The organism is Sphingomonas sp. (genome assembly GCF_041661885.1).
In the GTDB taxonomy this organism is placed as follows: domain Bacteria; phylum Pseudomonadota; class Alphaproteobacteria; order Sphingomonadales; family Sphingomonadaceae; genus Sphingomonas.
Map to the genome: position 1 here is coordinate 307,118 of NZ_JBAZTL010000001.1, position 14,563 is coordinate 321,680.

The window sequence follows — 14,563 nt, forward strand, 5'->3', positions numbered from 1 at the left end:
GTTACCAGCGATAATTGAAGCTGACGCTGACGCGTTCGCTCTTGGCGGTGCCGGGCATCACCTCATGCCGCAGCCAGCTTTCCCATAGGAAGACGCAGCCCGCTTGCGGCTCGGCATAGATGAAGGGTTTCAGTATTTCGGGGGCATCGTCGCGCCGCGTTGGCGCGGCCATCATCATCGGCAGGCGCGGGTCTTCCAGCTTGAGCGAACCCGCCCCCTCCGGCACGACGATATAGACCGTGCCCGAAATCACGCTGTGCGGGTGGATGTGGCCCGAATGCATCCCGCCGGGTTTCAGGACATTCACCCACAGGCTGTCGAGCTTCAGCTTGCGGTCGTTCAGGTCGAACGCGCATTCCTCGGCGAACTTTGCGACATGCTTGTTGAGCAGCTTGACCAGATCGGCAAAGGCCGGGTCGCGCATCGGCAAATCGTTGAGCGAGGCGTAGGAGGTGTAACCGCGATAGCCATGCGCCTTGGACCAGGCGCGCCCGGCGCGGTCATCCTCGGCCAGCGCCTGGCACGAGCGGTCGAGATCGGCGACCAGAGCGGCGTTCTTCAACTTGCCTTCGTAAAACGGCGTCGCGAACAGCGTGCGCACGGTCATTTCGTTTCTCCCAGTCGCAGTGCGACATCGCTCATGAAGCGGCCATCATCGCCCTTGGCCAGCCACGGGGCTTCCGCGCCAATCGCGCCGAGCAGATCGGCCAGCGGCTCCATCTCGGCCTTGGCGTAATTGCCGAGCACATAGGGGCTGACTTTGTCTTTGTGGCCGGGGTGGCCGATGCCGATGCGCACACGGCGGAATGCGTTGCCGATATGCGCTTCGGTCGAGCGCAAGCCATTATGCCCGGCGGTGCCGCCGCCGGTCTTCACCTTGACGCGGAACGGGTCGAGGTCGAGCTCGTCATGGAAGATGGTGACGTCGCCAACGTCGAGCTTGTAGAAGCGCATCGCTTCGCCGACGCTGCGACCGCTCTCGTTCATGAAGGTGGCGGGTTTGAGCAGCAGGATTTTTTCAGGACCGATCCGGCCCTCCTGCGTCCAGCCCTGAAACGCCTTTTTGACCGGGCCGAAGCTGTGCAGCTCGGCGATGGTGTCCACCGCCATGAAGCCGACATTGTGGCGGTTGAGCGCATAGTGCGCTCCGGGATTGCCCAGGCCGACCCAGATTTGCATGGTTTATTCCCTCTCCCCGCTCGCGGGGAGTTCGGTGCCGACCATGCCCCCGGCATGGTCTAAACATTGCGGGGCAATGTTTACCCCGAACTGGGAAGCGAGCGCAGCGAAGCGCGGGAGAGGGGCAGTCACTCGCACGCTGGCGTGGTTCACTGCCCCTCTCCCCGACCCTCTCCCCTGAAGGGGAGAGGGAGATGCTTTTACGCTGCAGTATCGGCCGCAGCGGCGTCTTCTGCCTCTTCGGTCGCGGTCGGCACCGTCGGCGGGACGATCGTCGCGATGGTGAAGTCGCGGTCGGTGATCGCCGGGGTCACGCCCTTGGGCAGCGTCACGTTCGAGATGTGGATCGAATCGCCGATCTCGCGGCCTGCCAGCGAGATGGTGATGTCGTCGGGGATCTCTGCCGAATCGCACACCAGTTCCAGCTCGTGCTGGATGATGTTGAGCACGCCCTTGCCGGTCTTGATGCCGGGGGCTGCGTCCTCATCGGTGAACACGACAGGCACGCTGACATGAACGGTGGTGTGCGCACCGATGCGCAGGAAGTCGGCATGGACCGGACGCTCGGTGACGGCGTCGAAGGCGACGTCCTTCGGCAGCGTGCGAACCTGCTGGCCGTCAACCTCGATCAGGACGACCGAATTCATGAAGTGACCCGTCATCAGGAGACGCATCAGCGCCTTTTCCTCGACGTGGATCGACTGGGGATCTTGCTTGTTGCCGTAGATTACGGCGGGGACGCGGCCTTCGCGACGAAGCAAACGGGAGGCTCCCTTGCCAACCTGTTCGCGCGTCTCGGCTGCGAGCTCCAATTGGTCGCTCATTGCATTACTCCGATATGCGTGTGTGTGGTCTTCGGCCAAGCCTCCAGGGATGACCCTGACCGAAGCGCGGGGCTATAGGGGAGGGCAGGGTAAAGTGCAATATGGCAGATGCCGTCTCCCTCTCCCTTTGGGAGAAGGATTTACTCCACCCGCTCGACCTTCAGCCCGCGCTTGCGCAGCAATTCCACCACCGATCCCGGCCCGACCAGATGCCCGGCACCCACCGCCAGGAAAACCCGGCCCGGCTTCGCCATCCGTCGCACGATCACGCTCGCCCAGCGCGCATTGCGGTCGGTGAGCAGCGTTTTGCCGATCGCCGGATTGCGCCGCAGCGGGGCGACCGTAGCGGCGAGCGCAGCTTCATCGCCCGCCGCCCACGCCTTGAACACCTGTGCATAGCCGCGCGCGGCATCCTGCGCATCGATCGCTGCCTGTACCAGCAGCTCGCGCTGCGCGGTGCCCGGCAGACGATCGAACAGCCGCAATTGCCCGTCGCGCGTCTCCAGCGCGCCAATCGCCTTGCCCGCGAAGCGGTGGGTGAGCACGGGCTCCACGCCCTCGGCGGCGCTCGCTTGCTCGGCGTGTCCCGCGCCTGCGGTGATCGTCAGCGCCGCCGCCCAGGTTTTGAGCCCATCGAGGTCCGCCGCCGATTGCCCCGCCGCCGCCATGCCGCGTGCCAGCGTCGGACGATCCCCAACGGACACGCGCGACGCAATTGGCGGCAAGCCTGGCTGCTCCGCCAGTGCAACGAATTGCGCGCGCGCCGCCGCAGGATCGGCGGGCGGCACCTCCACGATCAGCGTATCCGCCGCCGCGATTGCGCGCGCAACGGCGGGCGTTTGCCAGTCAACGCCGGGCGGCAGCGCGTGGATCGTCCCGAACAACCAGATCGTGGTGTCCGCATCGCCCACGCGCCACAGCGCCGGATGCGCCTTGGTTTCGGGCGCTCGCGCGCACCCGCTCAGGGCCAGCGCCAGCCCGAGCGCGCACCACCGCGCGATCAATAACGGACTCGTTTGGCCACCAGATGATGTTTGGTGAGATAGGCCTGCACGCTGTCCTTGCCCGCCAAATGCCCCGCGCCGACCGCGATGAACACGGTGCCCGGCGTCTTCAGCCGGGTGTCGATCCAATCGGCCCAGCGCGCATTGCGATCGGCCAGCAGCACTTTGTAGAGGTTGGGCTGGCTGGTGAGATCGTCGTTCATCAGCTTGCTCAGGCCCTCGGCATCGCCCGCCTTCCAGCGATCGAGCATGGCGTTGATCGTCGAATCGAACGTGTCGATGTCCTTCGCGCTGGAGATGAGAAACGCGATCTGGTCGGTTTGCGGCAAATTGTGGAAATAGCCGAGCTGCTGCTCCAGCGTTTCCAACCCCGCGACTGGCTTGCCCGAGGCCTTGGCTGCGGCGTTCAGCGCGACTTCCACGCCCTCGGCGGCATTGAACCCGGATTTTTGCAGCTCGATCTGCGCGAGCGTGACCGCGGCGAACCACGGCTCGAACGTGTCGAACGCGGTTTCAGGGATGCCGAGCTTGGCCATTGCGGTGGCATAGACCTTGCGATCCTCCGCGCTCAGTTTCTGCGTCAGTGGCTTGCCCGTCGCATCGACCGCCAGCGGCCCGATCACCGCTTTGGCCTGTTCGGGGCTGGGCAACGGAATTTCGAGCACCAATTGCTCGCTCGCATCGAACGCCTTGCGCACCGCCGAATCGAACCAGCTAAGCTGCGGCTTCAGCGCGTGGATCGTGCCGAACAGATAGATCGTCGTGTCCTTGTCCTTCACCACCCACAAGGCGGGATCGGCGGGGATGGTGGGGGCAGCGGGTGCCGGGGCGGGGGTCTGCGCGATTGCGGGTGTCGCCAGCAGCAGCGCCAGCAGGGCGGATACGGTCTTGATCGTCTTCATGCACATCCCCAAACAGTGTCGCCAAGCGCGCGGCAATCCCCATATCGCGATATCGCCTCTGCGAGAATGCCTGCGCCCGCATTCATCGTTCGTGGCCGAACCGGGCCATCGTTTGGTTGATTCTCCCGCCGCGCTGCGCCAAAGCGCCGGGCGTGACACACCCGCTCAGCTTCCAACGCATGATCCTTACGCTCCATGATTATTGGAGCCAGCACGGCTGCCTGATTCTGCAGCCTTATGACATGGAGATGGGGGCAGGCACCTTTCACCCCGCGACGACGCTGCGCGCGCTCGGCCCCGAGACGTGGAACGCCGCCTTCGTCCAGCCGTGCCGCCGCCCGACCGATGGCCGTTATGGCGAGAACCCCAACCGGCTGCAGCATTATTACCAATATCAGGTGATCCTGAAGCCGAGCCCGCCTGATCTGCAGGCGCTCTATCTCGGCAGCCTCGCCGCGATCGGCATCGATCCGCTCGTCCACGACATCCGCTTCGTCGAGGATGATTGGGAAAGCCCGACGCTCGGCGCCTGGGGCCTGGGCTGGGAAGTGTGGTGCGACGGCATGGAAGTGACGCAGTTCACCTATTTCCAGCAAATGGGCGGCTATGACATGAAGCCCGTTGCGGGCGAACTGACCTACGGGCTCGAACGCCTTGCCATGTATATCCAGAACAAGGACAGCGTGTACGATCTGGCGTTCAACGACGCGGGCGTCAGCTATGGCGACGTGTTCCATGAGAATGAGGTCGAAATGTCGACCTGGAATTTCGAAGTGGCCGATACCGACAGCCTGTTCGACCAGTTCAAAAAGCATGTCGCCGAATGCGAGAATTGCCTCGGCAAGCAGTTGCCGATTCCCGCTTACGAGCAGGCGATCAAGGCCAGCCATATCTTCAACCTGTTGCAGGCGCGCGGCGTCATCTCGGTGGCGGAGCGCCAGGCTTATATGGGCCGCGTCCGCGATCTGGCGAAGGGCGCGTGCGGCGCGTGGATCGCGCACAACACCGCCAAATGGGAAGCGCGCTTCCCGGGGTGGGCGGCATGAGCAGCGCCGCAGGCATAACTGCCCTTCTTCCTCTTCTTCTCCGCGTCCTCCGCGCCTCCGCGCGAACCAATCTTCTTTTTGCGCGCAGAGGCGCAGAGGACGCGGAGATGACTCTCTTCGTGTCTTCGCGCCTTCGCGTGAACCAACGTTCTTTCTCACGCGAAGACGCGAAGACGCGAAGCCGTTGCGTTTTGGTCGCTAACGGGGCGCGCGCATGACCGACTTTTTGCTTGAGCTGCGCTCCGAGGAAATCCCCGCGCGGATGCAGGATCGTGCGCGCGAGGATCTGGCCAAACTGTTCACCGCCGAGATCGCCAAGAGCGGCCTCACCGCCAGCGAGATCGTCACTTACGCTACGCCCCGCCGCCTGACGCTGATCGCGCGCGCCCTGCCGGTCGAGACGGCGGCGGTGTCGGAAGAGACCAAAGGCCCCAAGGCCTCCGCCCCGCCGCAAGCGCTCGAAGGCTTCCTGCGCAAGACCGGCCTCACGCGCGAGCAACTGGTCGAGCGCGACGGCGTGCTGTTCGCGGTGGTGGATAAGCCGGGCCGTGCGACCACGGCGGTGCTGGCTGAAGCGATCCCCGCGATCATTCGCGCCTTCCCCTGGCCCAAGGCGATGCGCTGGGGTGCCAGCTCGACCACGATGGAATCGCTGCGCTGGGTGCGCCCGCTGCAAGGCATCGTCGCTTTGTTCGGCGATACGGTCGTGCCCGTCGAGATCGCTGGCGTACAGGCAGGCGCCGCCACCGTCGGCCATCGCTTCCACCATCCCGGCGTCATCACGATCGGATCGGCGGACGATTATGTCGAGAAGCTGCGTGCGTGCCATGTCATCGTCGACCAGGCCGAACGCCGCCAGATCATCGCGCTCGGCGCGACGATGGCGGCGCGCAAGGCGGGGCTGGAACTGGTGCAGGACGAAGGCCTGTTGACCGAGAATGCCGGCCTCACCGAATGGCCGGTGCCGCTGCTCGGGCGCTTCGACGAAGGGTTCCTCAGCGTGCCGCCGGAAGTGATCCAGCTCACCGCGCGCGTGAACCAGAAGTATTTCGTGTGCCGCGATGCGTCGGGCGCGCTGGCGAATGCGTTCGTCTGCACCGCCAATATCGATGCGGCGGATGGCGGCGCGAAGATCGTCGAGGGCAACCGCAAGGTGCTGGCGGCGCGCCTGTCCGACGCGAAGTTCTTCTACGAAACCGATTTGAAGGTGCCGCTGGAAGAGCAGGCGGCCAAGCTCGACCGGATCGTGTTCCACGAGAAATTGGGCACCGTCGCGGACAAGGTCGCGCGTATTGCGAAGCTGGCGCGGTGGTTGGTCGAGGAGGGAATCGTTCCTCCCACGGGCGTGTGTGTCGACGATGATGCCTTCCCCGGCGAAGGCCGGGGTCCAGTCGAGATGGCAGAGCTAGTCGCGGACAGTCCTTCGTCGCAGCCACCTGCGCAACTGGGCCCCGGCCTTCGCCGGGGAAGGATTGCCCAAATGGCGTTCGACGCCGCACGCCTCTGCAAGGCCGATCTCGTCACCGGCATGGTCGGCGAGTTTCCCGAATTGCAGGGCCTGATGGGCGGCTATTACGCCGCCGCGCAGGGCAAGGCTTTGGGCGAAGCCCCCCGCGTCGCCGCCGCGATCCGCGATCACTACAAGCCGGTCGGGCAGGGCGATGACGTGCCGACCGATCCGGTGACGGTGGCGGTGTCGCTGGCGGATAAGCTGGATACGTTGTTTGGCTTTTTTGCCATTGGGGAGACCCCGACAGGTTCTCGCGATCCTTTCGCGCTACGACGCGCTGCGATCGGTATCATTTCGCTTTTAACACGAAATAACCTGAGGATGCCGTATTTTCGGGTAATGTTTCCGGCAATTTCTGAGTTGGGCGTTGCAATGGGGCGGCTGCGATCGGAACAGATCCAGCGTGCTCTAAACGAATTAGGCGCGCATAGGTATTTAAGTGCTGAGGCACTTAAGACGCAGTACGACGAAGCGATTGGTCGACAAAACCCGGATCAAAGCGCGGAGATCGCGGCTCTATACGAAACAGTTATGGCGGCTCCGCAAAAAGTAGCGGATTTTCTCGCCGACCGCCTCAAAGTCCAGCAACGCGAAGCCGGTGTCCGCCACGATTTGATCGACGCGGTGTTCGCGCTCGGGGGTGAGGATGATCTCGTCCGCTTGCTCGCGCGCGTCCATGCGTTGCAGGCGTTTATCGGCACCGCTGACGGCGCGAATTTGCTCGCGGGCTATAAGCGGGCGGCGAATATTTTGAAGAAAGAGGGCGTCATCGCGGCTCCCCTCCCTGGAAGGGAGGGGCTGGGGGTGGGTCGGTCCGTGGCGAGCGGGGTGCCCGTTTCAGAGCAACCCACCCCCGACCCCTCCCTTCCAGGGAGGGGAGGCGCATACACCCCCGAACCGGCAGAGGCTGCGCTCGCGCTGGCGCTCGATTCGGCCGAACCCGCCGCCGCTGCCGCGGTGGCCCGCGAGGAATTTGAAGCGGCAATGGCAGCGCTCGCCACATTGCGTGCGCCGATCGATAGGTTCTTTGACGAAGGCGTGATCGTCAACGATCCCGTGCCCGAAAAGCGCGCCGCGCGGCTCGCCTTGCTTGATCGCGTTCGTGCTGCGGTGCACAATGTTGCAGACTTTTCCAAGATCGAGGGCTGAACGAACGCGCATTTTGCCCTAACCTTCGAAACGCCTCCCCAGCGAATACAGGTACTTAGAGGGAAGACCCATGACGCAATACGTGTATCGGTTCGGCGGCGGTGTTTCGGACGGGGGCAAGGGGGACCGCAACCTCCTCGGCGGCAAGGGCGCGAACCTGGCCGAAATGGCGGCGATTGGCCTGCCGGTGCCACCCGGCTTCACCATCTCGACCGAATTCTGCGCGGTCTATTATGATGAAGGCGGCCAATTCCCGAAGAGCCTGCGCGATGAAGTCGCCACCGGCATCGCCCATATCGAAGGCGTGACGGGCAAACGCTTCGGCAACCCGGCGGACCCGCTGCTGGTTTCGGTGCGCTCGGGCGCGCGCGCATCGATGCCCGGCATGATGGACACGGTGCTCAACCTCGGCCTCAACGACCAGACCGTCGAGGGTCTTGCCGCCACCAGCGGCGACGCGCGCTTCGCGTGGGACAGCTATCGCCGCTTCATCCAGATGTATTCTGACGTGGTGCTCGAACTCGATCATGATGCGTTCGAGGAAGCGCTGGAAATCGCCAAGGAAGATCGCGGCTATTTCCTCGATACCGATCTCACCGCCGATGACCTGCGCGGCCTCGTCGCCGAATATAAGGGGCTGGTCGCGAAGCTGTGGGGCAAGCCCTTCCCGCAGGACGTGCACGACCAATTGTGGGGCGCGGTCGGCGCGGTGTTCGGATCGTGGCAGTCGGAACGCGCCAAGGTCTATCGCCGCCTCAACGACATTCCGGCAAGCTGGGGCACCGCCGTCAACGTGCAGGCGATGGTGTTCGGCAATATGGGCGACACCTCGGCGACGGGCGTGGCCTTCACGCGCGATCCGGCGATCGGCACCAAGGCCTATTATGGCGAATTCCTCATCAACGCGCAGGGCGAGGACGTCGTCGCCGGCATCCGCACTCCGCAATATCTGACGCGCGCCGCGCGCGAGGCGGCCAATGCCAAGCCCGCATCGATGGAAGAAGCGATGCCGGTGGTGTTCGCCGAACTCGCCAAGGTGTTCGACCTGCTCGAAACGCATTACCGCGACATGCAGGACATCGAATTCACGGTGCAGCAGGGCAAATTGTGGATGCTGCAGACGCGCAATGGCAAGCGCACCGCCAAGGCCGCGCTCAAGATTGCGGTCGATATGGCGGAGGAAGGCCTCATCACCCGCGAGGAAGCGGTCGCCCGCGTCGATCCGGCAGCGCTCGATCAATTGCTGCACCCGACGCTCGACCCCAAGGCGGTGCGCGACGTGTTGACCAAGGGCCTGCCCGCCTCGCCCGGCGCGGCCTCGGGCTTTGCCGTGTTCGACAGCGATACCGCCGAGAAGCGCGCGGCAGCAGGCGAGGCGGTGATCCTGATCCGCACCGAAACCAGCCCCGAAGACATTCACGGGATGCACGCGGCCAAGGGCATCCTCACCGCGCGCGGCGGCATGACCAGCCACGCCGCCGTGGTGGCGCGCGGCATGGGGCGTCCGTGCGTGTCGGGTGCGGGCGGCATTTCGATCGACGCCAAGGCGGGCGTGATGCGCGTTGGCCTCGGGGCCGGGGCGCGCACGGTCAAGGCGGGCGACACCATCACCATCGACGGCACCACCGGCGAAGTGATGGCAGGCGAAGTGCCGACGGTGCAGCCCGAACTTTCGGGCGATTTCGCGACGCTGATGGTGTGGGCCGATGGCGTTCGTCGTCTACGCGTGCGCGCTAATGCCGAGACCCCGCTCGACGCCAAGGTCGCGCGCGACTTTGGCGCAGAGGGCATCGGCCTGTGCCGCACCGAACATATGTTCTTCGATGCCGAGCGCATCACCAACGTCCGCCAGATGATCCTGGCCGAGGACGAAGCGGGCCGCCGCGCCGCGCTCGACAAATTGCTGCCCGAACAGCGCAGCGATTTCGTGCAATTGTTCGAGGTGATGGCGGGCTTGCCGGTGACGATCCGCCTGCTCGATCCGCCGCTGCACGAATTCCTGCCGCATGAGGAAAGCGAATTTGCCGATGTCGCGGCCGCGGCGGGCGTCGCGGTGGACGTGCTCAAGCGCCGCGCCGCTGACCTGCATGAATTCAACCCGATGCTGGGGCATCGCGGCTGCCGGTTGGGCGTGACCTATCCCGAAATCTACGAGATGCAGGCGCGCGCCATCTTCGAGGCGGCGGTGCTGGTCGCGCAGAAATCGGGCGCGGCACCGATCCCCGAAGTGATGATCCCGCTGGTCGGCACGCGCCGCGAGCTGGAATTGATGAAGGCGGTGGTCGACAAGGCCGCTCAAGCGGTGTTCGCCGATACCGGCACGACGATCACTTATCATGTCGGCACGATGATCGAACTGCCGCGCGCCTGTTTGATGGCGGGCGAGATTGCCGAGGTGGGTGAATTCTTCTCCTTCGGCACCAACGATCTGACGCAGACCACGTTGGGCGTCAGCCGCGACGATGCCGCGCGCTTCCTCACCACCTATGTCGAGCGCGGCATCTATGCGCGCGATCCGTTCGTCAGCCTCGATGTCGAGGGCGTCGGGCAGTTGATCGGCATGGCGGCGGAGCGCGGGCGGGCGACTCGGCCGGGCATCAAGCTCGGCATTTGCGGCGAACATGGCGGCGATCCGGCATCGATCGCGTTTTGCGAGACGGTGGGGCTCGATTATGTCAGTGCCTCGCCCTATCGTGTGCCGATCGCACGACTGGCAGCGGCGCAGGCCGCCCTTGCAGCAAAGCCAGCGGCATGAGGTGAGGGGCATCGCATGAGGGCTTGGGCGCGCTATCTGGTCTGCGGGGTGGCAGGGGTCGCGCTCGGCCTTGGTGCTACGGCCTATGTGCTGCGCAACGCTGCGCTCGGCAACAATATCGTGATCGGGCCGTGGGCGACCGGGCGGACCTTCGGGTCTGCGGCTGCCGATCCCTATACGCGCGCGGTGGTCGCGTTGAAGGGCCTGCTCGCTTTGCCCGCGCAGGAGGCGCGCTATTACACGGCGGCGCGCGATAGTGCGGGCGCACCGCTCGAGGGGCGGTGCCGTTACCGCATTACCGGCGCGGCGCTGCCGGCGGCGTGGTGGAGCCTCACCGCTTATGACCCCGACGGTTATCTCGTCCCCAATGCCGCCGGGCGTTATTCGGTCGCGGGGGCTGCGTTCCCCGATAGCGGCAAAGCGGGCTGGACGATCCTGCTCGCCCCGACTGCGCCACCGCCGACGGAGACGGCGGCATGGTTGCCGAGCGGAGGGATTGCGCGTGTCGAGCTGACCTTGCGCACCTATCTGCCCAGCGACGGCGGATCGGGCAATCCCGGCGCGGACATCCTGCCCAAGATCACGCGGGAGGCTTGCTGATGGCACGCTGGACCGGGCCGCTTGTCACCGGCGCACTCGTCGCGGTGGCCACGTGTTATCTCGCGATCGCCTACACGCCTGACCTGTTGATGGGGGCAGCGGTCCGTCGTGTGGCGGCGGGCGGCTTCAACCGCTTCACCCATGCGCCGCTCGCCACGGCGGCCAGTCGCCAGATCGTGCGCCCCAGCCCCGATCTTGCCTATTCGGCCTGTCCTTATGATATTTCGCGGGGGTCCCTTCTGATCTACGCGGCACCGGTGGCGGCGCCGTATTGGTCGTTATCGATCTTCGATTCGCGCACCAACGCGGTGTTCGTGCGCAATGGCGATGAGGCCCGGGGTAAGCCGTTTGCGGTTGCCGTCACCCACTCTGGCCGTTCGGTGCCGCCAGGCTATCAACGGGTCGAGGTTAGCGGGGATCGCGGGATTGCGTTGGTCCGCATTCTTGTCGCAGATCGTACCGGCTTCCCACGGCTGGATGCGACGCGCCGCGCAACGGTGTGCGAACAGCGTTAGGCGATCACGGGCTCCACCGCTTCTACAGGAGGTACCGGGACAAAATGCGCCTTGTGCTCGGCATCCTGGCCCGCCCGTAGCAGCGCGGCCTGCGGGCGCCACTGCTCCCGCGCAATATAGCCAACGGGCAGTGCGAGTCGCTGCTCGAGCGCCATCTCGTCTTCTGCCGATAGTTTTTCCAGATCCCCGAATCGAACCACGCCAAGTTCCGCCAGGCGAGTCCGCAAGGGGGCATCGATCCCGCGAATGCGCGTCAATTCGTCGCGTTCGGGGCTGCCCAGCCAACCCGTAACGGCAATCTCGGGTGTGGCGGCTCCAATCGGGGCGGGTTCGGCAATGGCCGGTGCCGGAGTCATCGGCAGGGATTGTTCGACCGTTGGATGGGGTTCATTTTCCGCCTGCGGATCGGGCACATGCGCCACTTCCGCATGGGTTTCCGCCTCGGACTCGATCGCGGTTTCCGCAGCAACCGTCGCGGCGAGAGCTGCGGCTGGAGCGGGAGCAACCTCCTCCTCAGGAACGCTCGGCGCTTCTGGTTCCAGCGTTGGGGCTTCAGCCGCAGCGATGACCGGAGCTTCGAGCGCTTCCTCGGGCTCGGCAGCCGCTTCGGGAACGGGCGCCGCCGGGGCAGCCGCAGCAATCTCGTCAAGCGGTTCTGGCGGCGGGGGCAGGGGGACCGGCGCGGGGGCGGGGGCGACTGCCTCGACCGGCGTCACGACCGGGGTTGGAGCAGGCAGCGGGGGCGGCACAGCGGCGGCGCGGAGCCCGGCGATGGTTTGTTCCGCCTCCTGATGGTCGGCGCGCAACGCTTCGAGATCGGCGGTCAGGTTTGCAGCGCGAGCATGGGCGGCGCGCAAGCGATCCTCGGCCTCGTCATGATAAGCGGTGAAGCTCTCCGATTGCTCGCGCACCCGGCGCTTCCACTTTTTGGGGCTCGGCGCACTGACATAGCCCAGCAGCCACCCGCCAAGGAGCAACGCTGCAAGGACGATGAACTGTTCCGGTTGTGTGAACAGCATGACGTTGGCCCCCCGAAAGATTCGTATCGGGGGCGATCCTGCCGTTAACCACGCTTTGGAGCAAGCGTCCTCACCACCGCCGCCTCAGTGCTTGAAGGCGTCCGAAATCGAGCAGGCGGCTGGCCCCAAAATCACCACGAACAGGGTCGGCAGAATGAACAGGATCAGCGGGATCGTCATGATCGCGGGCAGGCGGGCCGCTTTCTCTTCCGCGCGCATCATGCGTTCGTTGCGGAACTCGGCGGATAGCACGCGCAGCGCAGACGCGAGCGGTGTGCCGTATTTCTCGGTCTGCACCATCGTGGTGACGACCCCCTTCACGGCATCGAGCTTGACGCGTTGCGCCAGGTTTTCGAAGGCCTGACGCCGCTCGGCAAGGAAGCCCAGTTCGATTGCCGTCAGCGTGAATTCGTCGCCAAGCTCGGGATAGGCCTTGCCCAGTTCGCGCGCGACGCGGTTGAATGCGGCATCGACGGTCAGTCCCGCTTCGGCACAGATGACCAGCAGATCGAGCGCATCGGGCAGGCCCTTCTGGATCGCTTGCGAGCGTTTGGTGATCTTGTTGTTCAGATACAGGTCGGGGGCCTTGTACGAGAGGATGAAGTTGACCGCGACCAGGCCGTAAGCCTTGAACGGCGTCCAATCCGAAAACATCTCGGTGCCATAGACCAGGTACACGCCAAACACGCCCCAGGTCAGCGGCAGGACGAGCCGCCCGAAAATGACCGCGACCGCATATTCCTTGGAGCGGATACCCGCCTGCATCAGCTTGATCTGTGCGGCTTTGACCTGGCTGTCCTGCAAGACTTTGAGCGAGGAGAGCAGCGCCTTGATGCGGTCGGTCGTCTCGTTCTTGGTGACGAGTTTCGCACGGCGCTTGGTCGAGGCGGTGATGCCCGCCTTCAACTGTTCGCGACGGTCGTTGAGCGCCTTGACCCGTTTGGTCATCGGGTCGCGCGAGGTGGTGACCGCGTAGAGCGCCAGCACCACCATGAGCGCGGCGATAGCCGCCAGCAAGGTGGCGACCGAATAAACGTCGACGCCCAGGATGACCGGGCCGTTGGGGCCGTTGAAGTTCATCGCATCAGATCTCGAAATTGACCATACGGCTCATGATGAACGCGCCGATACCCATCCAGATCAACCCGCCGCCGCCGGCGACCATGAGGCGCTGATCGACGAAGAAGTTCTGCATGTAGCTGCCGTTGATCATCCAGATCATGCCGAACACGATGAACGGCAGCGAGCCGACGATATAAGCGGATGCCTTGGATTCGGACGACATCGCCTTGATCTTGAGCTTCATCTGCCCGCGCATCCGCAGGACGGTTGCGAGGTTGGCGAGCGTTTCCGCAAGGTTGCCGCCGGTTTCGCGCTGGATTGCGATCGTAATGCAGAAAAACTGGAATTCGGGCGTGCCGAGCCGATCTGCGGTCTCCTGAAGCGCCGCGTCCAAGGTCCGCCCGATCTTCATCTTGTCGGTGATGGTTTTGAACTCGACGCCGACTGGCCCATCCACTTCCTGACCGACGACCCCAATCGTTTCGGTAATCGGCAAGCCCGAACGCAGGCCACGCACCAACAATTCGATCGCGTCGGGAAATTTTGCGGTAAACTTGGCGATGCGGCGCTTGATGAAGAAGCCGACCACCATGTGTGGGATGCCCGCACCGACAACAAGGCCGAGCAGCAAGGCGAGCAGGATCGGGAGGCCGATAATCATCAGCAACAAGGCGACACCGCCGATGATCCCCAGCGTCACCATGCCATATTGTCCGACGGTCCAGCTCTTGCCCGTCATCGCCAGGCGCTGCTTGAGCAAAGCGGGGCGCGGGATGAAGCGCATTGCGGCTGCATCCATCCGATTGCTGCGCGCCGCCGCGATGCGCCGCATCTGTGCATCGACCAGGACGTTGGCGGCTTCGCTATGGCGCGCGCGTAATGCTCCCATACGCCGGGTGCGCGCCCGCTCGGCATTGGGCCCGGCAAAGGCAAAGGCCGTCAGCATCAGCACGACCAGCGCACCTACGCCCAGCGAAAGGACCGGCATCAGTTCCATG

General features: G+C 64.7%; 13 protein-coding genes. 5 read left to right on the forward strand and 8 right to left on the reverse strand.

Annotation, left to right across the window (positions count from 1 at the left end; translation table 11 throughout):
• Position 1: 1 nt before the first annotated feature.
• From WC704_RS01540 to WC704_RS01560, 5 genes are all read right to left on the reverse strand, one after another.
• On the reverse strand, positions 2-607 hold the full coding sequence (locus WC704_RS01540; RefSeq protein ID WP_372888233.1) for a TIGR02466 family protein: 606 nt from the start codon (positions 605-607) through the stop codon (positions 2-4).
• Entirely contained in the window at positions 604-1,179 is a 576-nt protein-coding gene (gene pth, locus WC704_RS01545) for an aminoacyl-tRNA hydrolase (protein ID WP_372888234.1), read from the reverse strand. The genes WC704_RS01540 and pth overlap by 4 nt, the downstream gene beginning before the upstream one ends.
• Before the next feature lie 200 nt (positions 1,180-1,379).
• Positions 1,380-2,003 carry a 50S ribosomal protein L25/general stress protein Ctc gene (locus tag WC704_RS01550; RefSeq protein ID WP_372888235.1) on the reverse strand — a complete coding sequence of 208 codons (624 nt, stop codon included), beginning with the start codon at positions 2,001-2,003 and terminating at the stop codon, positions 1,380-1,382.
• Between the two features lie 140 nt (positions 2,004-2,143).
• Positions 2,144-3,007, reverse strand: coding sequence for a TraB/GumN family protein (locus tag WC704_RS01555; RefSeq protein WP_372888236.1), 864 nt, complete (start codon positions 3,005-3,007; stop codon positions 2,144-2,146).
• Positions 3,004-3,909 carry a TraB/GumN family protein gene (locus tag WC704_RS01560; protein WP_372888237.1) on the reverse strand — a complete coding sequence of 302 codons (906 nt, stop codon included), beginning with the start codon at positions 3,907-3,909 and terminating at the stop codon, positions 3,004-3,006. The genes WC704_RS01555 and WC704_RS01560 overlap by 4 nt, the downstream gene beginning before the upstream one ends.
• 179 nt (positions 3,910-4,088) lie before the next feature.
• Between WC704_RS01560 and WC704_RS01565 the strand changes: the two genes are divergently transcribed.
• From WC704_RS01565 to WC704_RS01585, 5 genes are all read left to right on the forward strand, one after another.
• Complete coding sequence (locus tag WC704_RS01565) at positions 4,089-4,955, forward strand: glycine--tRNA ligase subunit alpha (RefSeq protein WP_372888706.1); 867 nt, start codon at positions 4,089-4,091, stop codon at positions 4,953-4,955.
• Positions 4,956-5,169: 214 nt separating this feature from the next.
• Entirely contained in the window at positions 5,170-7,614 is a 2,445-nt protein-coding gene (gene glyS / locus WC704_RS01570) for a glycine--tRNA ligase subunit beta (protein WP_372888238.1), read from the forward strand.
• A 70-nt stretch (positions 7,615-7,684) separates the two neighbouring features.
• A complete protein-coding gene (gene ppdK, locus WC704_RS01575; protein ID WP_372888239.1) occupies positions 7,685-10,369 on the forward strand; it encodes a pyruvate, phosphate dikinase in 2,685 nt (894 codons plus the stop codon).
• 15 nt (positions 10,370-10,384) lie between these two features.
• Positions 10,385-10,969, forward strand: a complete 585-nt coding sequence (locus WC704_RS01580) for a DUF1214 domain-containing protein (protein WP_372888240.1) — start codon at positions 10,385-10,387, stop codon at positions 10,967-10,969.
• Positions 10,969-11,484, forward strand: a complete 516-nt coding sequence (locus WC704_RS01585) for a DUF1254 domain-containing protein (RefSeq protein WP_372888241.1) — start codon at positions 10,969-10,971, stop codon at positions 11,482-11,484. The genes WC704_RS01580 and WC704_RS01585 overlap by 1 nt, the downstream gene beginning before the upstream one ends.
• Here WC704_RS01585 and WC704_RS01590 read toward each other — a convergent pair.
• From WC704_RS01590 to WC704_RS01600, 3 genes are all read right to left on the reverse strand, one after another.
• Positions 11,481-12,503, reverse strand: a complete 1,023-nt coding sequence (locus WC704_RS01590) for a hypothetical protein (protein ID WP_372888242.1) — start codon at positions 12,501-12,503, stop codon at positions 11,481-11,483. The two genes, WC704_RS01585 and WC704_RS01590, sit on opposite strands and share 4 nt — an antisense overlap.
• Positions 12,504-12,587: 84 nt before the next feature.
• Positions 12,588-13,583 carry a type II secretion system F family protein gene (locus WC704_RS01595; protein ID WP_372888243.1) on the reverse strand — a complete coding sequence of 332 codons (996 nt, stop codon included), beginning with the start codon at positions 13,581-13,583 and terminating at the stop codon, positions 12,588-12,590.
• Between the two features lie 4 nt (positions 13,584-13,587).
• Positions 13,588-14,562 carry a type II secretion system F family protein gene (locus WC704_RS01600; protein WP_372888244.1) on the reverse strand — a complete coding sequence of 325 codons (975 nt, stop codon included), beginning with the start codon at positions 14,560-14,562 and terminating at the stop codon, positions 13,588-13,590.
• Position 14,563: the final 1 nt, after the last annotated feature.

What these genes read in the sequence shown, in the direction of transcription:
- WC704_RS01540 (WP_372888233.1), bottom strand. Translation starts at nt 607, where the DNA reads ATGACCGTGCGCACGCTGTTCGCGACGCCGTTTTACGAAGGCAAGTTG.
- pth (WP_372888234.1), bottom strand. Translation starts at nt 1,179, where the DNA reads ATGCAAATCTGGGTCGGCCTGGGCAATCCCGGAGCGCACTATGCGCTC.
- WC704_RS01550 (WP_372888235.1), bottom strand. Translation starts at nt 2,003, where the DNA reads ATGAGCGACCAATTGGAGCTCGCAGCCGAGACGCGCGAACAGGTTGGC.
- WC704_RS01560 (WP_372888237.1), bottom strand. Translation starts at nt 3,909, where the DNA reads ATGAAGACGATCAAGACCGTATCCGCCCTGCTGGCGCTGCTGCTGGCG.
- WC704_RS01565 (WP_372888706.1), top strand. Translation starts at nt 4,089, where the DNA reads ATGATCCTTACGCTCCATGATTATTGGAGCCAGCACGGCTGCCTGATT.
- glyS (WP_372888238.1), top strand. Translation starts at nt 5,170, where the DNA reads ATGACCGACTTTTTGCTTGAGCTGCGCTCCGAGGAAATCCCCGCGCGG.
- ppdK (WP_372888239.1), top strand. Translation starts at nt 7,685, where the DNA reads ATGACGCAATACGTGTATCGGTTCGGCGGCGGTGTTTCGGACGGGGGC.
- WC704_RS01580 (WP_372888240.1), top strand. Translation starts at nt 10,385, where the DNA reads ATGAGGGCTTGGGCGCGCTATCTGGTCTGCGGGGTGGCAGGGGTCGCG.
- WC704_RS01585 (WP_372888241.1), top strand. Translation starts at nt 10,969, where the DNA reads ATGGCACGCTGGACCGGGCCGCTTGTCACCGGCGCACTCGTCGCGGTG.
- WC704_RS01590 (WP_372888242.1), bottom strand. Translation starts at nt 12,503, where the DNA reads ATGCTGTTCACACAACCGGAACAGTTCATCGTCCTTGCAGCGTTGCTC.
- WC704_RS01595 (WP_372888243.1), bottom strand. Translation starts at nt 13,583, where the DNA reads ATGAACTTCAACGGCCCCAACGGCCCGGTCATCCTGGGCGTCGACGTT.
- WC704_RS01600 (WP_372888244.1), bottom strand. Translation starts at nt 14,562, where the DNA reads ATGGAACTGATGCCGGTCCTTTCGCTGGGCGTAGGTGCGCTGGTCGTG.